This is a genomic window from Streptomyces sp. BK340, assembly GCF_007827595.1.
Lineage (GTDB): Bacteria > Actinomycetota > Actinomycetes > Streptomycetales > Streptomycetaceae > Streptomyces.
Genome location: NZ_VISR01000016.1, coordinates 76,228 through 99,505 on the forward strand (window position 1 = coordinate 76,228; position 23,278 = coordinate 99,505).

The following is a 23,278-nucleotide window of genomic DNA, read 5'->3' on the forward strand; positions in this document are numbered from 1 at the left end:
TCGACCGGCGACCGTGGTGTCGTCGCAGGCCAGAGGTGATGTCGGCGGGGCCTGCCAGGATGCCCGGACATCGGCACGAACGGGGAGGCCGCATGGGCACCTGGGACTCGGGTCCCTTCGACAACGACACCGCTGCGGACTGGCGCGACGGTCTCGACGACGCGTCAGCGGGCGAGCGCGCGCACATGGTTCGCGACGCGCTGGTGCGAGCCGTCGACACCGACGGCCACCTCGAAGCACCCGCAGCGGAGGAGGCCGTCGCGGCGGCCGCGCTGGTCACCGCCCGGCTTCCGGGCGGCGGCATCCCCTCGCCGCACTACGGGCCGAAGGAACCCCTCCCCGGTCTGGCGGCCCTGCGGCCCCTCGCGCTACGAGCCCTCGACCGGGTCGTGACCGAGCCGTCCGAGCTGCTGGACCTGTGGGAGGACTCCGGCGGCGGCCCGTGGCGGTCCGGCGTCGAACGGATGCGCCGCCTGCTCCTGCCGCCCCCGGAGGGGGAACAGCTCAGCCTGTACTGACCGTACGGCCCAGGAAGGCCGGCAGGCGGATGTGCGGGGGTGCATCCGACGGAGCGGGGGCCTGCGGACCGAAGACGCCCGCATTCTGTGGGCGTCGGTAACGCCGTTCACTTCGACCGCCCGTTCGATCCGTGTCACCGCATCGGTCATACGGAAACCGGGGAATGCGCCTGGAGGCGCCAGCGCCGCACCAGCGGCCAGCCGGCGATGCCGATGGCCAGGGCGATCAGGTGGCCCCAGTTGGTCATCGGGTCGCGGAAGGCGATCAGGTCGTCGAGGAGCGTGCTCGCGACCAGGGCGAGGAGGGGCCAGCGGACCCAGGGGGTGAGCAGGCCGGACAGGGCGCCGATGCTGCCGGCGACGCCGAAGCTGATGCCGTAGTCGAGGCGGTGCAGGGAGGTGGCCGGGAGGTGGCCGAACAGGACCGCGAGGCCCACCGGGACCTCGGTCGCGAGGGTGGCCAGGACGTGGCCCGCCAGGAACACGCAGGCCGCCCGGGCGCCTCCTATCCGCCGCTCCAGCGCGGTGAGCACCAGTACGAACGCACCCGCGTACGGCGACACGACGCCGCCCGCGATCCACAGCGCGCTCGCCAGCAGCACCAGCACCGGTGTGCGCACCAGGTGGGCGACGTCGGTGCTGGAGGCCTGGTACAGCGTGTGCATCAGGGCGGGGTCGGCCCAGGCCGCCACCAGCGAGGTGAGGGCGAGGAGGGCCGCGTAGGAGAAGGTGAACGGGGTGCCGGTGGGGGTCGGCAGGAGGTACCAGGACCGGAAGGAGGGGCGGGGCGCCGCAGTCACCGGGGCCGGCGTCGCGACCGGGGCGGGCAGCTCGCGTTGGCGCGGGACCCCGTCGAGCAGGCCGGCGACATCCGGCAGGGAGTCGGCGGGAAGGGGCGTGCCCGAGGGCGGGGACGCGGCCGTCGCAGGCCCGGTCACGGTCCGTTCCACGCTGAGGCACTCCTTCCGTCGCGCCCCACCCTTCGTGTTCCCGCAGCCGCTGTCTATGACCGACGCCACGCGAGTGCGGATTCACAGCAACCTCAGAGGCTCCAGACGCGTCCGCCCCGCCGGGTTCGGGGCCTCAGCAGCTTCACGTCCCCCGCGTGCGCGGCCCGCACCCGCCACTCCTCGAACTCCAGGACGAGTCCGGCCGGCGCGCGCGGGGCACGCGGTGGCGGCGTGCGACGGCAGCCGGTCCGCACCGCCCCGCCACCCGTGCCATCTGTGTCACCCGCGGGTTCGTGGTCAATTCCCGTGAACGCAAGGCCCCGTTCAAGGAGGATGGGAGCATGACTGCCGTCTACGACACTCCTGTGGTCCTGGACCGTCGCGAAGGCCCGTACGGGGAGGTGGTGCTGCGCAGGCACGGCGAGTTGCTGCAGATCATCGCCAATGGGTGCTTCCTCATGGACACCTCCGACGGCCGCTCGGAGCGGCTGCTGGTCGACGCCGCGTACGCCGCCCTGGACGGGCGCCCGGCGCCGGACGTGCTGATCGGCGGACTGGGGGTGGGATTCTCGCTCGCACACGCCGCGGCGGATCCCGGCAGGTGGGGCCGGATCACGGTCGTCGAGCGGGAGCCGGCCGTCGTGGACTGGCACCGGGGCGACGGACCGCTGTCGGCCGTCTCCGCGCACGCGCTCGCCGATCCCCGTACCGAGATCGTCGAAGCCGATCTCGTCACTTACGTCAATGAGACATCGGACACGTTCGACGCCCTGTGTCTCGACATCGACAACGGTCCCGGCTGGACCGTCACCGAGGACAACGACGATCTCTACTCGTCGTCCGGACTCGCCGCGTGCGCAAGGGTGTTGAGGCCGGGCGGGGTGTTGGCGGTATGGTCTGCCGAGCCCTCTCCGGAATTTGAAGGAACCATGCGGAATGCCGGGTTCCGTCAGGTGCGTACCGAAGAGGTCCCCGTTGCCCGGGGCGTTCCGGACGCCGTACATCTCGCCGTCCGACCTGGATAGCGACGGCGCGGTGAGTCCCCGTAATGTGCTGCCCTGACGCCGATCATTCAAGCGTCAATCGCAGTCATGGGATCACCCCACGGATTCCGGAAAGCAACAGGGGCGGGCGATGGAGCAGACACACACCTCCCAGACCGGCGCGGCCACGACGACCCAGGGCGCGCAGCGCCGTGTGCTGGTCGTCGAGGACGATCCGACGATCGTCGACGCCATCGCGGCCCGGCTCCGCGCCGAGGGATTCCTCGTGCAGACCGCGTCGGACGGCCCCGCGGCGGTCGACACGGCCGAGGCCTGGCAGCCCGACCTGCTGATCCTCGACATCATGCTGCCCGGCTTCGACGGCCTGGAGGTCTGCCGGCGCGTACAGGCCCAGCGCCCGGTGCCGGTGCTGATGCTCACCGCGCGGGACGACGAGACGGACATGCTGGTCGGGCTCGGCGTCGGCGCCGACGACTACATGACCAAGCCGTTCTCCATGCGGGAGCTGGCCGCGCGGGTGCACGTCCTGCTGCGGCGCGTGGAGCGGGCGGCCATCGCCGCGTCCACGCCCCGTTCGGGCATCCTGCGCCTCGGCGAGCTGGAGATCGACCACGCGCAGCGCCGGGTGCGGGTGAAGTCCGAGGACGTCCACCTCACGCCCACCGAGTTCGACCTGCTGGTGTGCCTGGCGAACACGCCGCGCGCGGTGCTCTCCCGGGAGCAGCTGCTGGCCGAGGTGTGGGACTGGGCGGACGCGTCGGGCACGCGGACCGTGGACAGCCACATCAAGGCCCTGCGACGGAAGATCGGCGCCGAGCGGATCCGCACGGTGCACGGCGTGGGCTACGCGCTGGAGACACCGACGCCATGAGCGAGGGGCGGGAGGCCGCACGGAGGAGCCCCGGGGAGGACCCCTGGGGTGGCGTACGCCCGTTCTCGATCAAGACCAAGCTGGGCGCGCTCGTCGTCATCTCGGTGCTGATCACCACCGGTCTCTCGATCGTCGCGGTGCACACGAAGACGGAGCTTCGCTTCATCACGGTCTTCTCGATGATCGCCACACTGCTGATAACGCAGTTCGTGGCCCATTCACTCACCGCGCCGCTGGACGAGATGAATCTGGTGGCCCGCTCGATCTCGCAGGGCGACTACACCCGCCGGGTCCGCGAGAACCGCCGCGACGAGCTGGGCGACCTGGCCCAGACGATCAACGTCATGGCCGACGAGCTGGAGGCGCAGGACCGCCAGCGCAAGGAGCTGGTGGCGAACGTCTCGCACGAGCTGCGCACCCCGATCGCGGGCCTGCGCGCGGTGCTGGAGAACATCGTCGACGGGGTCACCGAGGCCGACCCGGAGACCATGCGGACGGCTCTGAAACAGACCGAGCGGCTCGGCCGGCTCGTCGAGACCCTGCTGGACCTCTCCCGGCTCGACAACGGCGTCGTACCGCTGAAGCTGCGCCGCTTCGAGGTGTGGCCGTACCTGTCGGGCGTGCTGAAGGAGGCCAACATGGTCGCCTCCGCGCGCGCGGGCATGGCCTCCGGCTCCGGCAGCCACACGCGCACGGACGTGCACCTGCACCTGGACGTCTCCCCGCCGGAACTGACCGCGCACGCGGACCCCGAGCGCATCCACCAGGTCGTCGCCAACCTGATCGACAACGCGGTCAAGCACAGCCCGCCGCACGGGCGGGTCACCGTGAAGGCGCGGCGCGGGCCGCAGCCGGACTCGCTGGAGCTCGAGGTGCTGGACGAGGGGCCCGGAATCCCCAGGTCCGAGTGGCACCGCGTGTTCGAGCGGTTCAACCGCGGCTCGGTGACCCGGCCGCACGGTCCGGGCAGCGACGGCGGCACCGGGCTCGGCCTCGCGATCGCCCGGTGGGCGGTCGATCTGCACAACGGCCGAATCGGTGTGGCCGAATCCGACCGGGGCTGCAGGATCATCGTCACTCTTCCGGGACTGACTTCCGTCCCAAGTTGACGTAAAGTCCGAACCGGAGCCACAAGATCCACGTGCGTCCCCGCAGTGGGACACGTGTGATCAGGCACAGGCCCGCGACACGCACCGCAGTCGGTCGCGCCGGGCCCCGCTCGGCGATCCCGCGCACCCCGGCTCACATCCGGAACCACGCTTGTTTCCCGCCATATCAAGCCCTGAAACAAGATTTCTGATGTGACTTACGCGACGATGAACCGGCCCGACCTGACCTTCGCCCTCTTGGGGGCGTAGCCTTTATTTCCGCTGTCCATAACCTTGTGAAGCGGAAGAGGGCGGTTGCCGCCGTGTCGCCACAGTCCCCCAGTAACTCGAGCATCTCGACCGACGACCAAGCCGGGAAGAACCCCGCTGCCGCGTTCGGTCCCAACGAGTGGCTCGTCGACGAGATCTATCAGCAGTACCTCCAGGACCCGAACTCGGTTGACCGTGCCTGGTGGGACTTCTTCGCCGACTACAAGCCGGGCGCTCCTGCCGCCGCGGCTCCGGCGGGTACTGCGGCCGCGGGGGCCGCAGGGACCACCACCACGGCTTCTCCGGCCCCGAGCGCGCCCGCGGCCCCGGCCGCCCCCGCGCCCGCCCCTGTGGCCCCGAAGCCCGTCGCCGCGGCTCCGGCCCCCGCTCCCGCGGCTCCGGCCCCCGCTCCTGCGGCACCTGCCGCGGCCCCTGCCCCGGCCAAGCCGGCGACGCCCGCACAGGCGCCCGCTCAGCCGCAGGCCAAGGCCGCGCCGGCCCCGGAGGGCCCCGAGCTGATCACGCTGCGCGGCCCGGCCGCCGCGGTCGCGAAGAACATGAACGCCTCGCTGGAGCTGCCGACGGCCACCTCGGTCCGCGCGGTCCCGGTGAAGCTGCTGTTCGACAACCGGATCGTCATCAACAACCACCTGAAGCGCGCCCGGGGCGGGAAGATCTCCTTCACGCACCTGATCGGCTTCGCGATGGTCCAGGCCATCAAGGCCATGCCGTCGATGAACTGGTCGTTCGGCGAGAAGGACGGCAAGCCGACCCTCGTCAAGCCGGCGCACGTCAACCTCGGCCTGGCCATCGACCTGGTGAAGCCCAACGGCGACCGCCAGCTCGTCGTGGCCGCCATCAAGAAGGCCGAGACCCTGAACTTCTTCGAGTTCTGGCAGGCCTACGAGGACATCGTCCGTCGCGCCCGCGACAACAAGCTGACGATGGACGACTTCACCGGTGTCACGGTCTCCCTGACCAACCCCGGCGGCCTCGGCACCGTCCACTCCGTGCCGCGTCTGATGCCCGGCCAGTCCGTGATCATGGGCGTCGGCTCCATGGACTACCCGGCGGAGTTCCAGGGCACCAGCCAGGACACCCTGAACAAGCTCGGCATCTCGAAGGTCATGACGCTCACGTCGACCTACGACCACCGGGTGATCCAGGGCGCCGCCTCCGGCGAGTTCCTGCGCCAGGTCGCGAACCTGCTGCTCGGCGAGAACGGCTTCTACGACGACATCTTCGAGGCGCTGCGCATCCCCTACGAGCCGGTCCGCTGGCTCAAGGACATCGACGCCTCGCACGACGACGACGTCACCAAGGCCGCCCGCGTCTTCGAGCTGATCCACTCCTACCGGGTCCGCGGCCACGTCATGGCCGACACCGACCCGCTGGAGTACCGCCAGCGCAAGCACCCCGACCTGGACATCGTCGAGCACGGCCTCACCCTGTGGGACCTGGAGCGCGAGTTCGCGGTCGGCGGCTTCGCCGGCAAGTCGATGATGAAGCTGCGCGACATCCTCGGCGTGCTGCGCGACTCGTACTGCCGCACCACCGGCATCGAGTTCATGCACATCCAGGACCCGAAGCAGCGCAAGTGGATCCAGGACCGCGTCGAGCGCCCGCACTCCAAGCCGGAGCGCGAGGAGCAGCTGCGCATCCTGCGCCGTCTGAACGCGGCCGAGGCCTTCGAGACCTTCCTGCAGACGAAGTACGTCGGCCAGAAGCGCTTCTCGCTGGAGGGCGGCGAGTCCGTCATCCCGCTGCTGGACGCGGTCATCGACTCCGCCGCCGAGTCCCGCCTGGACGAGGTCATCATCGGCATGGCCCACCGCGGCCGTCTGAACATCCTCGCCAACATCGTCGGCAAGTCCTACGCGCAGATCTTCCGCGAGTTCGAGGGCAACCTCGACCCGAAGTCGATGCACGGCTCCGGCGACGTGAAGTACCACCTGGGCGCCGAGGGCACCTTCACCGGCCTGGACGGCGAGCAGATCAAGGTGTCGCTGGTCGCGAACCCGTCGCACCTCGAGGCCGTCGACCCGGTCCTGGAGGGCGTCGCCCGCGCCAAGCAGGACATCATCAACAAGGGCGGCACTGACTTCACCGTCCTGCCGGTGGCGATCCACGGCGACGCGGCCTTCGCGGGCCAGGGCGTGGTGGCCGAGACCCTGAACATGTCGCAGCTGCGCGGCTACCGCACCGGCGGCACGGTCCACATCGTCATCAACAACCAGGTCGGCTTCACCGCGGCCCCCGAGTCCTCGCGTTCCTCCATGTACGCGACGGACGTGGCCCGCATGATCGAGGCCCCGATCTTCCACGTGAACGGCGACGACCCCGAGGCGGTCGTCCGCGTCGCCCGTCTGGCCTTCGAGTTCCGCCAGGCCTTCAACAAGGACGTGGTGATCGACCTCATCTGCTACCGCCGCCGCGGTCACAACGAGTCGGACAACCCGGCCTTCACCCAGCCGCTGATGTACGACCTGATCGACAAGAAGCGCTCGGTGCGCAAGCTCTACACCGAGTCCCTGATCGGTCGCGGCGACATCACCCTGGAAGAGGCCGAGCAGGCGCTGCAGGACTACCAGGGCCAGCTGGAGAAGGTCTTCACGGAGGTCCGCGAGGCCACGTCGCAGCCGTCCGCCGGAGTCGTCCAGGAGCCGCAGGACGGCTTCCCGGTCGCGGTCCCGACCGCCATCTCCGCCGAGGTCGTCAAGCGGATCGCCGAGTCCCAGGTCAACATCCCCGACCACATCACCGTCCACCCGCGTCTGCTGCCGCAGCTGCAGCGCCGGGCGGCCATGGTCGAGGACGGCACGATCGACTGGGGCATGGGCGAGACCCTGGCCGTCGGCTCGCTGCTGCTCGAGGGCACCCCGGTCCGCCTCGCGGGCCAGGACTCCCAGCGCGGCACCTTCGGCCAGCGCCACGCGGTCCTGATCGACCGCAGCACCGGCGAGGAGTACACGCCGCTGCAGTACCTCTCCGAGGACCAGGCCCGCCTGAACGTCTACAACTCCCTGCTCTCCGAGTACGCGGCGATGGGCTTCGAGTACGGCTACTCGCTCGCCCGCCCCGACGCGCTGGTGATGTGGGAGGCGCAGTTCGGCGACTTCGTCAACGGCGCGCAGACGGTCGTGGACGAGTTCATCTCGTCGGCCGAGCAGAAGTGGAACCAGACCTCCGGCGTCACCCTGCTCCTCCCGCACGGCTACGAGGGCCAGGGCCCGGACCACTCGTCCGCCCGCCCGGAGCGCTTCCTGCAGCTGTGCGCGCAGAACAACATGACGGTCGCGATGCCCACGCTGCCGTCGAACTACTTCCACCTCCTGCGGTGGCAGGTGCACAACCCGCACCACAAGCCACTGGTCGTCTTCACCCCGAAGTCGATGCTGCGTCTGAAGGCGGCGGCCTCGAAGGCGGAGGAGTTCACGAGCGGCCAGTTCCGCCCGGTCATCGGCGACGAGTCGATCACCGACCCGGCCGCGGTCCGGAAGGTCGTCTTCTGCGCCGGCAAGGTCTACTACGACCTGGAGGCCGAGCGGCAGAAGCGCGGTGTCACGGACACGGCGATCATCCGCATCGAGCGCCTGTACCCGCTGCCGGGTGCCGAGCTCCAGGCGGAGGTCAACAAGTACCCGAACGCCGAGAAGTACCTGTGGGCCCAGGAGGAGCCGGCGAACCAGGGTGCCTGGCCGTTCATCGCGCTCAACCTGATCGACCACCTCGACCTGGCGGTCGGCGCGGACATCCCGGCCGGCGAGCGGCTGCGGCGCATCTCGCGTCCGCACGGCTCGTCCCCGGCGGTGGGCTCCGCCAAGCGCCACCAGGCCGAGCAGGAGCAGCTGGTGCGTGAGGTCTTCGAGGCGTAGGCCTCCGGCGGTTCAGCCGAAAACAGGGCCCGGCCCCGAGTTCACAGTGACTCGGGGCCGGGCCCTTTTCCGCCTGCGACCGTCAGCCGAGGTACGGCTCGAAGTCCCAGTACGGGCGTGAGCGTTGGCGGGCCGAGATGGTGTGGGGGTGTTGGGCGCCCAGGGTACGGGTGAGGCCGAGCAGGCCGTCGTCCTCCAGTTTCCCGGCCTCCTCGTGTTCACGGGCGGCCCGCAGGTCGGCGGCGAGTGCCACCTGGCCGGAGAGAGTGAGCGGGTGCTCGTGCCCCAGGGTGTGCCGGGCCCGGCGCAGGGTGTCCCGGCTCAGCTCGACGGCGTCGGCGATCCGGCCGTTCAGGTTGCGGGCACTGGCCGCGTTGAGGGCGCAGCCGAGGACCCAGGGGTGGTCGGCGCCGAGGGTGGCGGTGAGGCCGGCGAGGGCGGCTTCGAACATCGCCATTGCCTCGGCGCGTTCGCCCGCTGACTGCATGACGAGGCCGGTGTTGCAGACCATGCCGCTCGCGACGGGATGCGCCGGCCCGAGGAGGCTGCGGTACCCGGCCTCGGCCTCGCTGATCAGGTCGCGGGCCTGACTCAGGTCTCCGTGCTCCCGCAGGTAGTTGCCGTAGTTGGTGACGAACGACAGGGTGCGGTAGTGGTCGCGACCGTGGACCTGGGCCAGCTGCTCCAGGAGGCTGGCCAGCAGCGGGCCCACGTCGTGGGTGTGACTGCCCTCCCGGCGGTAGCACATGGCCAGCCGGGCGCGTGCCTCCAGCGTCTGCGGGTGCTGCGGGCCCAGCACCTGGACGTGCAGCCGGACCACCGGCTCCTGCCGGGCGAGCGCGTCATGGTAGCGGCCCAGCAGGCGGAGGTCCTCGGACACCGCGCTGGCCGAGTTGAGCGTGCTGATGTGCCGGGCGCGCAGCACGCTCTCGCGCCGGGTGAGCGTCTCCAGGTCGGTTTCGTAGGCCTCCGTGTACCGGCCGAGGAGCCGCAGGTTCACGCCGAGGTTGTGCCTGGCCAGCAGGGTCGGCACCTCGTCGCCGCCCAGCAGCTGGGAGTTGCCCTCCAGGACCTCCTGCTGCAGCTCGTAGGCCTCCGCGTAGCGACCCAGGTGGCGCAGGCTGCTGGCCATGGCACCCTTGGTGTTCAACTCGCCCACGAGGTGCGGTTCCTGAGCGTCCCGCAGCTTCTCCAGGACGCCGCGGTCGAGTTCGTAGGCCTCCCGGAACCTGCCGCTCGCCCGCAGGATGTTGCTCTCCTGGGTGGTCAGGTCGAGCACCGGCTGGGCCAGCGGCCCCATGGTCCGGGACCACTGGCCGCGGATCCGCTGGGCCAGGTCCAGGCCGCCCTTGTACTCCCCGCTGCGGAAGCAGTACCGCAGACAGTTCAGGACCGTCTCCTGGACGCGGTCGCTGCCGCTGCTCAGGGCTCCGGACGGTTCCAGGTGCGGGAGGAGCTCGGCGTACCGCGGCCAGTTCCGGCTGTCCAGCGGGTTGCCCGGGTCCGCCTCGGCGAGGAGGTTGCGGACGGCCTTGCGATGGACGGCGCGGCTCTCCTCGCTGGTCAGCTTGGACACGATGTCGTGCACGAGCCGGTGCATGTGGACCGACTCCTGGTGCGGGCCCATCTCCACGCCCGCCGGGCCGCGGGTCTCCCTGGTGAGCACGGAGTAGTTGACCAGCGTGTCCAGGGCGCGCGTCCAGGCGGGCAGGTCCGCCGCCATCCAACGCAGTTCCTCGGGCAGGTCGGCACGCGGGTAGGCGCGGATCAGGCCCAGCGGAATGCGCCCGGGGGCGAACGACGTACACAGCCCGAGGACGTCGATCGCCTGGGGCTGGGCGCGGCGGAGCCGGTTGAGCAGTATCGACCAGGAGGTCATCGAGGACTGCGGGAAGCCGTCGCCGGTGACGGGCTCGTCGACCGTGGAGAGCCGGCGCTCGCGCACCATCCGCAGGTACTCGGGCACCTCCATGCCGGACTCGCCGAGCCAGGAGGCGGCCTGGACCAGCGGCAGCGGTACGTCCCCGAACTCGGCGGCGACCTCGTCGGCCTCGGCGGCGGAGATGTGGGGCGCGCGGCGCAGCAGGTAGGCGGTGGACTCGGGGCGCAGGAAGGCCGGGATCTCCAGCACGTCGGTGTGCTCGTTCCAGCCCCGGTTGCGCGAGGTGATCAGCACGTGCCCCTGGCCCTGCGGGAGCAGCAGGTTGGCTCCGTCCGTGTCGTCCCAGCCGTCGAAGATCAGCAGCCAGTTGGTGTACGGCTCGCCGCGGCGCAGGGCGTCGCGCACGGCGCGGATGCGCTCACCGGGCTCGCTGCCGATGCGCAGGCCGAGTTCGACGCCGAGTTCACCGAGGCGGTCGCGCTGGATGCTGCGGTCGTCGGAGTTGACCCACCAGACCAGGTCGTAGTCGGTGCTGAAACGGTGCGCGTACTCCGCGGCGAGCTGGGTCTTCCCGATGCCCGACATGCCGAGCAGGGTGCATGCGGCGGCCCCGCGCTCCGCGTCGGCGAGTCGCTGGTGGAGTTCGGTGAGCATGTCGTCGCGGCCGGTGAACCGGGGGTTGCGGCGGGGCACCTCGCCCCAGATCTCGCAGCGCGTGTCCGGGTAGCGGAGCCGGGTGGCGGACGCCCTGGGCGAGCGGCGTCGCTCCAGTCCGAGCCTGCTCAGCAGCCGGTCCTCGGCGGCCTCCTCGCCCAGGCCCCACAGGCTGGCGGGTTCCAGGACGGCGGTCGCAGGGAGCAGCGGACGGTTGGTCAGGTTGACGGCGGCGAACCGGTCCGCGTGAGCGGCGACGAAACCGCGCAGCACGTCGTTCCACTCACCGGCGGGCCGCGGCCCGAGTTCGAAGAACCAGTCGTTCAGGACGAGGAGCACCCGGCCGCTGGACAGCAGCAGGTCGCCGAGCGAGTCCTCCAGCGCCGTCTCGCGCGGCGGGTCCCAGCGCTGCAGTGTGGCCCGGTGACCGTGGCGTTCCAGGCACTGCGCGATCCATGCGGCCCAGGAGCGGTGGTAGCCCGGAAAGACCACCAGAAAGTGCTCGGGTGCCGTCGCGCCCTCTTCGCCCGACCGCCGTTGCTCCGCCATCGCCGCTCCTGTTCCCCTGTCCGCCGCGCCTTCGGGCCGACCGTGCACAACGTAACGCAATCGCTCCGTCATGGAGTGTCACGCCGGACTTCGCGCCGCCATGCCTAGCCCGGCGTGCCGTGTGGCCATGAGCCGGACGAACTCCCGCCCCGCATCGGTCAGTTCATCTGATTCCCGGAGGATCGACAAGGCTTCCGCGACCTGCCGCCGGCAGATCTGGAAGCGGTGCTCCGCCCGCCGTCGCCACCCGGCCGGCACAGCGGGACCGTGCGCCGCGCGCCAGGAGAGATCGGCCAGGGCGAGGTGGGCATAGGCGCCCTGCAGCACCGCGGGAACCGGGCGCGGGTCGGTGCGCCACCCCACGCGGTGCTGACCGCCGGCGCCTGGCCGGCACAGCGGCACGAGGCCGTCGAGCACGGCCAGCTTGGTGTGGTGCACCTCGTGCACCAGCGCTTCCATCAGCTCCCCCGGGGCCGTGGGCAGCTGGGTGAGCACGGCCCCGGGGGCCGCTCTGAGGGTGGCGCTCACCGGCATTTCGGCGTGCGGGTGCGCCGGGCCGAGCGGGACCACGACCCGCAGGACGGCTCCGACCTCGGTGGCACGCGGAGGATCGGTCGCCGTCAGCAGCGCCTGCACCTCGTGCCACGCGTCGCCCCAGCGCCGGTAGGCGGAGTGGGGACGTTCGGCCGGTGGCAGGGCGGAGGGTCCGACACCACGCAGGGGTGCCCGGTAGGGGTCCAGGTCGTCCAGGACGACGGCGCTGCCGGGCAGCGCCCGTAAGCCGGACCAGCCGCCGCCTGCGCCGAGGCTCCGCTGCGCGCACAGGGCCCCGGGAGCGTCCGGCCGCGACAGCTCAACGCCGTCGCCGCCGTGGGCGTCCGTGATCCGCGTCAGGCCGGCTCCCCCGTCCAGTCGCGCCCGGCCGGACGGGCAGCGCAGCACGCCGATGCCCGGCAGGGCGAGGGTTCCGGTGGGCACGGCGAGAGTTCCCCTGACGGCGCAGCCGGCCAGGACGGCGGCGGCTGCGGCCACTCCGCCGAGGTGGGCCAAGTGCCGTTCGAAGGCCGGCCCTTCGGGGGCGGCGAGGGTGACGGCCAGCCAGGCACCGGTCGTCGGATAGTCGACGACGGCACGCACCGCCGCGGCGTCGGTCCGCTCGGCCCGCTCCAGCAGCGTCCAGTTCTGCTCGAAGCGTCGGCGCACCGGTGCGGGCAGGTCCGTCCGCCGGTCGACGCGGACGAGCAGGGACTTGACGAGCAGCATGCGACGCGCGTGGAGTGCGGCACGCAGTGCCGCGTCGGCGGTCGGCTGCGGCCGGGTGCCGGCGAGTTCCGCGAACACCTCGGGCGAGAGCGCCGGGGCCGCGGTCACTCCCGGATGTCCTCGCCCGGCATCGCTTCGGCGAGTCCGGCCGAAAACCTACCTCCCTCATCGGAGTACCAGATCTCCGTGCCGTGCCGCGAGTCGGCGAAGACCTCGCCGACGGCCGCCATCAGTGCCGGGTCGTCCATGGCCCGCAAGGCCCGCAGGTCGACGTCGGTGAGGTCGGGCAGGAGCAGTGTCCCTGCGGCACGCTCGCCGGGGCCGACCCCCCGTGTCCTCGGCTCCGCCACGCTCGCCTCCTCCCGCCCACGCCCGCCCCGCACGGTCGCAACGGCTGCCCAGTTCTTCCCGACGAGCCGCCGCGGGAAACCCGCCGAGGATCAACTCTGGTCAACATCAACCATGTTGATCCAGTCACCGGTCCACGGCCACCAGGGCGGCGCCACCACCTGCCACTCCGCCTCGGGCATCCCACGCCCGGCGTCCGCCCGCTGCTGCACCGTCGTGAAGTCCTCGCCCGTCCGCCGGGTGAGTTCCACATCCCCCCAGTCCACGTCCCGCAACACGCCGATCAGCCGCTGCCACTGCTCCCGTGCGGCGCGATAGGCCTCCTGGGCGGCGCCGGGCCGCCCCATCAGTACCAGCACCGCCCCGCTGCCGTGACGGGCCCGCGCGGCCGTCACGGATCCCGGGGCGGCCCCGTGTGCCGCCTGCGCCTCCCGCTCCGCGTTCTCGTACGCCTGCAGAGCGTCGACGAGCACAGGCACTCCGGCCCGGTACCACCCCTCCAGCCGAACCCGCCCCAACTGCAGCCACGCCTCGGCCCGTACGGCCGCGTCCGCCGCCGCGCGCACGGCCTGGCCGAGCAGGTGGCGGCTCTCGAACAGGTCGGGCAGGAAGCCGAGATGGCGGAAGCGCTGGGCCAGTGCGCTGCCGACCAGGCCCTGCAGCCGCCCGCGCTGGGCGGACCGGGCGGGCAGTGACTTCAGCGCCTCGCGCAGCACGTACTCGGCCCGGTCCACGATGCCCGCGCCGTCCCGTGCCGAGGCCCGCCGCAGCAGCGACTCGCCCCAGGCGGTGAGGAGCTGGCAGCGCAGGGCGCCGTCGGCGGGGGCGAGCAGCGCGGCCCGTTCGTACGTCTCGTCGGTCTCCCGGGCCTCCCCCGCCGCGTCGTGGAAGGCGGCCAGCGCGGCCAGGCAGGGCAGCAGCAGCTCGGGGTCGTCCCCGGCGGCCCGCCGGGCCCGCAGCAGCGCCCGCCGCGTCTGACCGTCCTCGGCCCCCGACTCCCGCAGCGCCCGCGCCAGATCGAGCAGCGCGGGCCCGCGTACGGCGTCGGAGGCTCCCTCGGCGTCCAGGATCCCGCAGGCTTCCCGCAGCTCCCCGACGGCCGCACCGGGATGCCGCAGATCGAGCAGAATCCGGCCACGCAGCAACAACCGGGCCCGGTGGGCGGCGACGGGCCACGGCACGGGGCCGGCCCCGGCGGCCTGCGGTACACCGGACGCTTCCTGCGCCGGGCCGTGGCCCGGACGGTCCACGGAGCCCGCCGGGGCGGGTCCGGACGCCGCGGGATCGCCCGGGCCGGCGCGGGAGCCGTCCGGCTCGGATCCGGGCGCGTCGGTTCCGCCGGAGCCTTCCGGTTCGGATTGACGCGCGTCGGCTCCGCCGGAGCCGTCCGGTTCGGTGTCCCCCTCCTCCCGTTGTCGCGCCCGGAACCAGGACCGCGCCTGCTCCGTCAGCCCCGGCCAGGGAGCCGCCTCGGGGTCGAGCACGTCCAGGGCGGCCGTGAGGTGGTCGGTCTCGGCCGTCAGCTGCCACAACTCGCGTCGGCAGGAGGCGAGTTCCAGGGCGGTCTCGGCCCGCTCCCGGCTGTCGGCGGGGGCCGCCGTGTAGGCCGCGGCGAGTTCGGCCGCGGCCTCACGCAGCAGCTCGGCGCGCCGGCCCGCCGTACGCGCCGCCGCCGTGCCCGCCTCGGCGCGCAGGATGCGGCCGAGGACCAGGTGCGACCGCCGGCCGGTGCCGGGGACGGTCCCGGTGCCGGGAGCGGCTGCCGCGAGGGCCTGTTCGCGGGCGCGGTGCAGCACCTCGGGGTCGGCCAGGTGGTGCCACTGGTCGAGCAGGCGCTCGGCCTCGGTCAGCGGGTCGGGGGTGACCAGGTCCGGCAGGTAGAAGCGCAGGACCCGGGCCGGGATACGGGCGAACAGCTCGGCCTCGACGCTGCCGCCGCCCTCCGCCGGGCCGGTGTCCTCGGGCAGCGGCGCGGCTCCGGCGGCCGGGCCGTGGTCGGCGAGCCGGGCGGCCGCGAGGGCGGCGAAGTTGCGGGTGCCCCGGCCGAAGTGCCGTTCCACATAGGCCGAGCAGTGCTTGAGCACGAGCCCGGCCGTGTCCTGGTCCAGGGAGGACAGGAGCAGGTCCTGCACCCGGCCCGAGTAGGCGAAGCAGGGCTGGTCCTCGGTGCCGGGGAGCTGCCGGAGCAGGCCGCCGAGCAGGACCTCGGCCAGTTCCATGGGGCCCGTGTCGGGCAGCATCGCCCGCTGGACCAGTTGCATCACGGGCAGCGTGAGGGGGGCCGCGGCGAGGTAGACGGCCAGGCGCAGGGCGCCGGGCGAGGCTCCGGCGCGGAAGGCGCGCAGCAGGTCGTCGTCGCTGCGCGGTGCCGCCGTGGCGGGGGTGGCCGCCGGGGTCGTACCCGGATCGGTGAAGGCCGCCCAGGCACGCTCGCTGGTGGGGCCGGCGCCGCCGAGCAGCCGGGCGAAGGCCTCGAAGGCCTCCGGGGTGGGCTGCAGCACCGGTACGGGCCGGGCGCCCGGCGCCGGTTCCTCCCAGGGCTCGTCGTCGGGCAGGAAGCCGAGGCGGCCGCCGACTTCGGCGGGGCGCAGCAGCACGCCGGGCTCGGCGGGCAGCGCGGTCCGGCCCCACAGACGGGGCGGCAGCGGCTGGACCACGGCCAGCGGGGCGGTGCGCGGCCACTGGTGCAGCAGGCGCTGTGCGCTGCCGTTCTGCCACAGCGGGCCCACGCAGTCGCTGATGACGAAGGTGAGCCGGCGGCCGGTCGGGTCGTGCAGTTCGTCGGCGGGGCGCAGCCGGGTGTGCCGGCCGGGGCCCGCGGTCGTACCGACGAGGGGCGCACCGGAGGCGTCGGCGTACAGGTGGTGGACGCGGACGGAGGAGAAAGCGCCGGACTGCTGGCAGGCCTGGCGCAGTTCCTCGACCAGCTGCCCCCAGACGGCCATGGCGGGCCCGGTGTCCATGAGGAGCTGGACGTCACAGCGCCGGCGGCGGCCGGGCCGGGTGACCGGGAGCAGGATGCCGCTCGCGGCGGCGTGGTCGGCGGTCGCCTCCTCGTCGAGCGGGTCGTCCTCGGAGCGTACGGAGGCGACCCGGTAGCGGCCGAGCGCGCGCAGCGCCTTCTCCAGGCCGAGCAGTCCGGGCAGGGCGCCGGCCGCGGGAGCGCGGACGGGGAACGCGGCGGGCGCGGCGGAGTCGGGCCGCGGGCGCGGCGTGTGGCCGGGGGTGAGCAGCGGGACCGGGGCGGCGGGGGCGTCCGTCCGGGCCGGGGCCGGGCCGGTGACCGGTGTCCCGGCCGAGTCGGCGGGCGACGGCTCCGAGTCGGGGTCGGATCGGCGGGCCGGGGTGGTGCCTGGCGGTCCGGGGGCGTCGCGGGGCGGGGCCGCGCCGAGCCGCCGGGCGAGCCAGACCGCGTCCGCCACGTCCTCCGCGGTGAGGTCGAGCCCGCCCTGGCGCAGCTTGCCGATCAGCTCGTCCAGGCGCATCCCGGGCATCGGGCCATCACCTCGTACGGTCGAGCGGCTGCATGAGCATCTCGGCGATCCGCTCCCGGGTGAGGCTCTGTGCGCGCGGGTCGTGCCGGGTGAGGAAGAGGGCGTTGAGGAGCTGGTCGGCGGCGAGCACCTCGCCGGGTTCGCGTTCCAGGAACCTGCGGATGAGATCCGGGCCGGCCTCGACGCCGTCCGCACCGAGATGGGCCTCGACCATGGCGGTGAGCTGCTCCTCGCCCGGCGGGTCCAGCTCCAGCTGGACGCAGCGCCGCAGGAGGGGGGCGGGGAAGTCGCGTTCGCCGTTGGAGGTCAGGACGATCACCGGGAAGGCGGTGCAGGCGATCCGTCCGCCGTGCACGGCGACCCGGCCGCCGTCGTGGTCGAGCACCTCGACGACGGGTTCGCGGTCGGCCAGCCGCTCCAGCTCGGGGATCGAGAACTCGCCTTCCTCCAGGGTGTTGAGCAGGTCGTTGGGCAGGTCGAGGTCGCTCTTGTCGAGTTCGTCGATGAGCAGCACGCGGGGCTGTTCGGCGGGCAGCAGAGCGGTGCCGAGCGGGCCGAGCCGGATGTACGAGCCGATGCCGGGGGCGGCCGTCGCGCCCTCGGCGCCGCGGGCGCGCTCCAGCTGGACGTCCTGGAGGCGGCCTATCGCGTCGTACCGGGACAGGCCGTCCTGGAGGGTGGTGCGGCTGACGATGGGCCAGCGAAGCACCTTGCCGAGGCCGAGTTCATGGGCGATCGCGTACGCCAGGGTCGACTTGCCCGTGCCCGGGTTGCCGGTCACCAGCAGCGGCCGGCGCAGATAGAGGGCCGCGTTGACCGCGTCCACCTCGGCCGGCCGGGGCGCGTAGCTCTCGACCAGACGGCGGCGGACACCGAGCCGGCGGGCACTGCTGGGGTCGTCGGGGCCGCTCTCCGTGCCCTCCCGGGAGGCCTCGAAGTCGCGCCAGGGCGGCGGTGCCGGCAACCGCAGCATGCCGTCGTGCGGCTGGCCCACTCCGCGGTAGATCCGCCAGTCGTTCACCTTGGGCTCCTCCCGGCTCTGGTGATCATGCTGCGGGCCCGGCCGTACGAGAATAGCCATCAGGCGGCCGTGCCCGCTTGGGTTCGGAGGGTCCGGCGTTCACTTCCGGCCCGCCGAACAGCCTTGCGAATCATGGGAACTGACTGGGTGTCCGGAGTGGACGCGGGGCGGGTCAGCCGCCGGGGGCGGCCAGTGGCGGCGGTCGCATCGTCTCGGTGCCGTACGGCGGCCGGTCCGGCGGATCGAACAGCACGGCGAGCTTCCCGCGCAGGCCCTGGGCCCGGGCCGACTCGGGGTCGTACAGGCGGATGCGCAGGTCACGCACCGGGCCGTGCAGCCCTTCGGCGTTCCGGGCCATCCCCAGCAGGTGGGCGGCCTGCCGGTGGAAGTCCTTGCACTCGTCGTGGTCGTGCCGGTCCCGGCGCCACAGCACCACCGAGTGGCCGGCCATCAGCGCGTCCCTCATCGCCGCCTGCCCCTCCCCGCTGCCGACGGGACCGCAGTAGACCGGAACGCACGCGTCGTCCATCGCCGACAGGGCGCCGTAGTACGGGTACCTGCCCGCGGGGCGGGCCGCGGCGGGGTGGCCGTCGTCCGGGGCCCGGCCGTGCAGCGGCTCGTGCGCGAGCGGGCCGCCGACCACGCCGCGCCGGCGCCTGCGCCACTCCGGCGTGGGCGGACGGTCGTTGCGCAGCAGGTCCCGGATGACGACGGTCCGGCGCATCCCGAGCGGCATGGACCGCTCGTCGACGAAGTCACCGTCGTCGTCCTCCTCGTCCTCGTACTCGTCCGTGTCCAGGGCCGTCATGGCCTCGGCGCCCGGCAGCAACTGCCACTCGTCCACCGGCAGATCGAACAGCTTGCGGGGCAGGAACACCTCGAGCGCGGCCAGATGCTCCCCGTGGTCGCCCTGGCTGAGCGCCTGCGCCAGCGGTGCGCGCAGCGCCGCGGCCAGCTCCTCGACACGGACACCCCGGTCGTCGGCGTCGACCGGGGTGACGTCCAGGCCGTCGTAGATCAGCTGCACGCTCCACGGGTAGCGCCCGTCGTACATGGGCCGGCCCACCTTGACGAGGACGTCGGTCCGGGTGGCGTCCGGCCGCGAGGGGGGCGGGGCCGCGGGCCCGGCGGGGCGACCGCCGTTCCCTTGACCGCCGTTCCCCTGACCACCGTCACCCCGACCGCCGTTCCCCCGGCCACCGTCACCCGGGCCGCCGGCGGCCTGGCCGTCCACACCCTCCAGCAGCCCCCGGATCGCCTCGCCCACCGCCCAGTTCCGGTGGCCGTCCGCCTGCCCGCCGAGCCAGCGGGCGAACGCCCTCAGCCGCGCGGGATCCACCTCGCCGGGACGCTCCTGCACACACCTGCGGACCACCTTGGCCGCGTACAGCAGGACGGCGTCGAGGTCGACCAGCGTGCCGCCGCCGCCCGGTTCCAGCGTGCGCAGCCCGTACAGCAGCCCGGCGCCCTCGCGCCACGTCCGCACGTTCTGCAGCACCAGCGAGCGCAGCCGCTCGCCGCGCACCTGTTCCTTGACCTCCTCCACGAGGTGGACGATCTCGCCCGCTCCGGCGGGCGGCGGCAGCTCGGCGAGATGGCCGTGGAGCCGGGCGCGGAGGTCGGCGGTGATCCCGGAGGCGGGGGGTGCGAGGGCGGGCAGGGCGGCCTGCAGCGTGGTCCAGTTCGCGTACGGCGACGGGTCGTCGAGGAGGCGGAGGTGGTGCAGGTCGTGTGCGCGCAGGACCGCGTGCAGGACGGCGGGGCCCTCGCGCGGGTCCGGCAGCTCGTGCAGCGCGCCGACCGGGACGGCGACCCCTTCTTCCCGGCGGCGCCCCTTGATCACGCCGATGACCGAACCGTGCCGCAGGTCCAGGACGGGCCCGCCGGACAGCCCGCCGACCGGCAGACTGCCGCCGAGCAGCAGCGCCCGCGCGTCGGAGCCCGCCAGCTCGCCGGTGCCGTGCCGGATGCCCAGCTCGCCGGTCTGCACGGACCAGCCGTACAGCCCGACCGGGGTGCGGGCGCCGGGCTCGCGGTCGCTCAGCCAGAGGCAGCGCACGTCGTCCGCGCCGCTGACGCGGACGAGCGCGAGGTCGGGGAACGGCCAGGGATCACGGAACGAATCGGGGGTCTCGGGCCGTGGCGCGAGGAGTTCGGCCGTCCCGGCGCCGGTGCGCTCCTCCCAGGTGCCGGCAGCGGTGCGCTCCTGCCAGGTCACGCGTATGGCGCTCTCCCCTCGGCACACCGCGGCTCCCCCCTTCCCCACGACGTGGGCGCAGGTCAACAGCCAGCCCGGGGCCATGAAGAACCCCGACCCCCAGTACGGGTCACGGTCCGTTGCATACCCGTCACCCGGTGCGCCGATGCGTGCGAGGGAGGGGCGCACCATCTCGTCGAAGGCGCTCATACGGTGCCGGGGGCAGGGGACCGGGGCGGTACGACGGCGCCGCCGGGCGCCGCGGGATCCGTGCCGTCCGCCGTCGCGGGCGGTTCGGTCCAGGTCAGGGAGACCGTGAGGGAGGACTTGCCGCCGCCCTCCGCGATGGCGCTCACGATCTTGCCGGCCTGCGCCGTCAGTTCGATTCCGAAACTGACGGACACCTCGACCGGTGCGGGTGTGTCCAGACCGGCGCGCAGAGAGCGCACGACGCCCCCGACCGTGCCGGCCAGACCGCCCGCCATGTCGATGACCCGGTCCCCGAACCCGGTGTCCCAGTACGCGCCGTCGCCCAGCGCTTCCTCGTCGGCCGCTGCGAGCCTGGCCCAGACGACGGTTCCGTCGTCCAGCCGTATACGTTCGACCCCTCCACCCATGACGCCCCCGTTCGCTGAATGGGAGGAGAAGGCTAACTCCGGATAAAGCGACGGGGGAGGGTCATGGGACGAGAAGGCCGATGATCGCCCCTGCTGTGACGGAAGTGGCCGCTGCGGCCTACTCGTCGTCGTCCTCGTCGTCGAGCCGCGCGAGCCAGGTCGCGAGCCGCTCGACGGGCACCTCGAAGTCGGGGTTCAGATCCACGAACGTGCGCAGCTGCTCGGCAAGCCACTCGAACGTGACCTCTTCCTCGCCGCGCCGCTTCTCCAACTCCTCGATACCGCGGTCGGTGAAGTACATGGGCTGCCTTTCCTGCGTGTACGGAGCTCAGGGACAGCCTATGCAACGCGGAACGGCCGCGTGCCCGTGCACCCGCACAGGGCCGCGCCCCGGCGCATGGGCCACCCGCACCCGCGCACCCCTTCACACGCGGGACCCGGCACCGCGTGCGCCCGGAGCGTCACGGAAGGGTGTCTTGACTTTCGACGACCGCGATATATCGTGTTTGACAGAAGACGCGATATGGCGTGTCGCGGCAGCGCGACCGTGTCCCGCCGAGGAGGCTCCCCATGTCCGAGTGGTCCGTCGCCGAGCCGCAGAAGCTCACCTTCGACACCCCCGTGAGCGACCTGCACGTGCGCATCGTCAACGGAACGGTGAACGTCGTGGGCACGGACGAAGGTTCCGCCCGTTTGGAGGTCTCGGACATCGAGGGCCCGCCTCTGACCGTCACGCAGGAGGGCGGCACCCTCACGGTGGCGTACGAGGACCTGCCCTGGAAGGGCTTCCTCAAGTGGCTCGACCGCAAGGGCTGGCGGCGCAGCGCCGTCGTCTCCCTCGCGGTCCCCGCCGACACGCGCGTGGAGGTGGGCGTGGTGGGCGCCGGCGCGGTCGTCTCCGGCCTCAGCGGGCCCTCGGTGATCAAGGGTGTCAACGGCGACACGACCCTCGTCGGCCTCTCCGGCCCGGTCCGTGCCGACACCGTGGCCGGGAACCTGGAGGCGCAGGCCGTCACGGGCGACCTGCGGTTCAACTCGGTCTCGGGTGACCTGACGGTGGTCGAGGGCTCGGGCGCCTCCGTCCGCGCCGACTCCGTCAGCGGCTCCATGATCATCGACCTGGACCCGAACGGCCCCACCGACGTGAGGCTGACCAGCGTCTCCGGCGAGATCGCCATCCGCCTGCCGCATCCGGCGGACGCGGACGTGGAGGCGAACACCGCGAGCGGCACGATCTCCAACGCCTTCGACGGCCTGCGGGTGCACGGCCAGTGGGGCGCCCACAAGATCACCGGCCGCCTCGGCGCGGGCAACGGCAAGCTCCGGGCCACCACGGTCTCCGGCTCCATCGCCCTGCTGCGCCGCCCGCCGGGCGAGGACGAGCACGACGCCCCGTGGGAGGCGGCGGCGCCCGCCGGCTCCGCGGCCACCGGGACACCGGCCGACCCGGCGGCCGGACCCGGGGCCGCTCCGGGGGACAATTCCGTCTCCGGCCAGGGCCCCGACGCCCCCGGTGACCCGGCCGACGGCACGACCGACAAGAAGGTGCTCTGACATGCCCCCCGTCTTCGCCCACGGCCGCCTCCGCCTCTATCTGCTCAAGCTGCTCGACGAGGCCCCGCGCCACGGCTACGAGGTGATAAGGCTCCTCGAAGAGCGCTTCCAGGGCCTGTACGCCCCCTCGGCGGGCACCGTCTACCCCCGCCTGGCCAAGCTGGAGGCCGAGGGCCTGGTCACGCACACCACCGAGGGCGGCCGCAAGGTGTACGCCATCACGGACGCCGGCCGCGCCGAACTGGCCGACCGCAGCGGCGAGCTGGCCGACCTGGAACTGGAGATCCGCGAGTCCGTCGCCGAACTCGCCGCCGAGATGCAGGCGGACGTGCGTGGCGCGGCGGGCGACCTGCGGCGCGAGATGCGCGCCGCCGCCTCCGAGGCCCGCCGGGGCGCCAAGGCGGACGGCGGCGAGGCGGGCCCCTTCGCGGAGTACGGCGACCTCACCGAGAAGGAGGCCTGGCGGGCCGCCAAGGAGGAGATGCGCCGGGTCAAGCAGGAGTGGAAGGAACAGGCCCGCCGCGCCAAGGACGAGAGCCGCCGGGCCCGCGAGGAGGCCCAGCGGGCCCGCCACCAGGCCCAGGAGGCCCAGGCGCGGGCACGGGCGCAGGCCCAGGAGGAGATGCAGCGCATCGCCCGGCACGTCCAGGAGCGGGTGCAGGACCACTTCACGCGCGGCGACTGGCCGACCGGCGTACGGGAGGGCCTGACCGAACTGGCCAAGGAGTTCGGCGAGTTCGGGAAGGACTACGGAAAGGAGTTCGGCAGGGACCGGGGCTTCGGCCGCGCCGCCGGCGGGCCGGGCCGGGCCGCCCGCAAGCCGGCCCCCGCCGCGGGACCGGACTACTCCGCCGGCCCGGAGGACTTCCCGGCCGAGTACGAGCCGTCCTGGGCCCACGAGGACGGCACCGGCGACCCCACCCGCGACCTGGACCGCCTGCTCGACCGCTTCCGCGACGACATCCGCGACGCGGCCCGCGACCAGGGCGTCACCGCCGACCAGCTCCGCGACGCCCGCCGTCACCTGTCCACGGCGGCGGCCCACATCGGGGCACTGCTGCGCGGCCCGAAGGTCTGACCCGCCCGGGATGACCCGGCGGCGCGCCCCGGACACCCGGGACAC

General features: G+C 73.0%; 16 protein-coding genes. 7 read left to right on the plus strand and 9 right to left on the minus strand.

What is annotated here, in order from left to right; translation table 11 throughout:
* Positions 1–92: 92 nt before the first annotated feature.
* Positions 93–518 carry a DUF4259 domain-containing protein gene (locus FB157_RS26075; protein ID WP_145883080.1) on the plus strand — a complete coding sequence of 142 codons (426 nt, stop codon included), beginning with the start codon at positions 93–95 and terminating at the stop codon, positions 516–518.
* Between the two features lie 146 nt (positions 519–664).
* Here FB157_RS26075 and FB157_RS26080 read toward each other — a convergent pair whose 3' ends face one another.
* Positions 665–1,468, minus strand: coding sequence for a rhomboid-like protein (locus tag FB157_RS26080; RefSeq protein WP_145883081.1), 804 nt, complete (start codon positions 1,466–1,468; stop codon positions 665–667).
* 341 nt (positions 1,469–1,809) lie between these two features.
* Between FB157_RS26080 and FB157_RS26085 the strand changes: the two genes are divergently transcribed.
* The 4 genes from FB157_RS26085 to FB157_RS26100 all read left to right on the plus strand — a co-directional run bounded on the left by FB157_RS26085 (position 1,810) and on the right by FB157_RS26100 (position 8,576).
* Positions 1,810–2,493 (plus strand): spermidine synthase, encoded by a 684-nt coding sequence (locus tag FB157_RS26085; RefSeq protein WP_145883082.1) that lies wholly within the window; start codon positions 1,810–1,812, stop codon positions 2,491–2,493.
* A 109-nt stretch (positions 2,494–2,602) separates the two neighbouring features.
* Complete coding sequence (locus FB157_RS26090; RefSeq protein WP_145883083.1) at positions 2,603–3,343, plus strand: response regulator transcription factor; 741 nt, start codon at positions 2,603–2,605, stop codon at positions 3,341–3,343.
* Complete coding sequence (locus tag FB157_RS26095) at positions 3,340–4,452, plus strand: ATP-binding protein (RefSeq protein ID WP_145883084.1); 1,113 nt, start codon at positions 3,340–3,342, stop codon at positions 4,450–4,452. The genes FB157_RS26090 and FB157_RS26095 overlap by 4 nt, the downstream gene beginning before the upstream one ends.
* A 302-nt stretch (positions 4,453–4,754) precedes the next feature.
* Positions 4,755–8,576: a multifunctional oxoglutarate decarboxylase/oxoglutarate dehydrogenase thiamine pyrophosphate-binding subunit/dihydrolipoyllysine-residue succinyltransferase subunit gene (locus tag FB157_RS26100; protein WP_145883085.1), complete on the plus strand. Its 3,822-nt coding sequence runs from the start codon at positions 4,755–4,757 to the stop codon at positions 8,574–8,576.
* A gap of 82 nt (positions 8,577–8,658) precedes the next feature.
* On the opposite strand, the gene fxsT is transcribed toward FB157_RS26100, so the two are convergent.
* The 8 genes from fxsT to FB157_RS26140 form a co-directional block, all read right to left on the minus strand.
* Complete coding sequence (fxsT, locus tag FB157_RS26105; RefSeq protein ID WP_145883086.1) at positions 8,659–11,661, minus strand: FxSxx-COOH system tetratricopeptide repeat protein; 3,003 nt, start codon at positions 11,659–11,661, stop codon at positions 8,659–8,661.
* 78 nt (positions 11,662–11,739) lie between these two features.
* On the minus strand, positions 11,740–13,032 hold the full coding sequence (locus FB157_RS26110; RefSeq protein WP_145883087.1) for an aKG-HExxH-type peptide beta-hydroxylase: 1,293 nt from the start codon (positions 13,030–13,032) through the stop codon (positions 11,740–11,742).
* Complete coding sequence (locus tag FB157_RS26115; RefSeq protein ID WP_261386536.1) at positions 13,029–13,274, minus strand: hypothetical protein; 246 nt, start codon at positions 13,272–13,274, stop codon at positions 13,029–13,031. The genes FB157_RS26110 and FB157_RS26115 overlap by 4 nt, the downstream gene beginning before the upstream one ends.
* A gap of 90 nt (positions 13,275–13,364) precedes the next feature.
* On the minus strand, positions 13,365–16,766 hold the full coding sequence (locus FB157_RS26120) for an SAV_2336 N-terminal domain-related protein (protein ID WP_145883088.1): 3,402 nt from the start codon (positions 16,764–16,766) through the stop codon (positions 13,365–13,367).
* A 7-nt stretch (positions 16,767–16,773) separates the two neighbouring features.
* Positions 16,774–17,787 carry a MoxR family ATPase gene (locus FB157_RS26125; protein WP_145883202.1) on the minus strand — a complete coding sequence of 338 codons (1,014 nt, stop codon included), beginning with the start codon at positions 17,785–17,787 and terminating at the stop codon, positions 16,774–16,776.
* A gap of 172 nt (positions 17,788–17,959) precedes the next feature.
* On the minus strand, positions 17,960–20,194 hold the full coding sequence (locus FB157_RS26130) for a trypsin-like peptidase domain-containing protein (protein WP_315903841.1): 2,235 nt from the start codon (positions 20,192–20,194) through the stop codon (positions 17,960–17,962).
* Positions 20,191–20,601 carry a CU044_2847 family protein gene (locus tag FB157_RS26135; protein ID WP_261386537.1) on the minus strand — a complete coding sequence of 137 codons (411 nt, stop codon included), beginning with the start codon at positions 20,599–20,601 and terminating at the stop codon, positions 20,191–20,193. Before FB157_RS26135 ends, FB157_RS26130 begins: the two co-directional genes overlap by 4 nt.
* Positions 20,602–20,719: 118 nt before the next feature.
* On the minus strand, positions 20,720–20,902 hold the full coding sequence (locus tag FB157_RS26140) for a DUF6104 family protein (protein WP_019075209.1): 183 nt from the start codon (positions 20,900–20,902) through the stop codon (positions 20,720–20,722).
* A gap of 269 nt (positions 20,903–21,171) precedes the next feature.
* On the opposite strand from FB157_RS26140, the gene FB157_RS26145 reads away from it, so the two are divergent.
* Both FB157_RS26145 and FB157_RS26150 read left to right on the plus strand, forming a co-directional pair.
* On the plus strand, positions 21,172–22,155 hold the full coding sequence (locus tag FB157_RS26145) for a DUF4097 family beta strand repeat-containing protein (RefSeq protein WP_145883089.1): 984 nt from the start codon (positions 21,172–21,174) through the stop codon (positions 22,153–22,155).
* A 1-nt stretch (position 22,156) separates the two neighbouring features.
* Positions 22,157–23,233 carry a PadR family transcriptional regulator gene (locus tag FB157_RS26150; RefSeq protein ID WP_145883090.1) on the plus strand — a complete coding sequence of 359 codons (1,077 nt, stop codon included), beginning with the start codon at positions 22,157–22,159 and terminating at the stop codon, positions 23,231–23,233.
* Positions 23,234–23,278 lie beyond the last annotated feature (45 nt).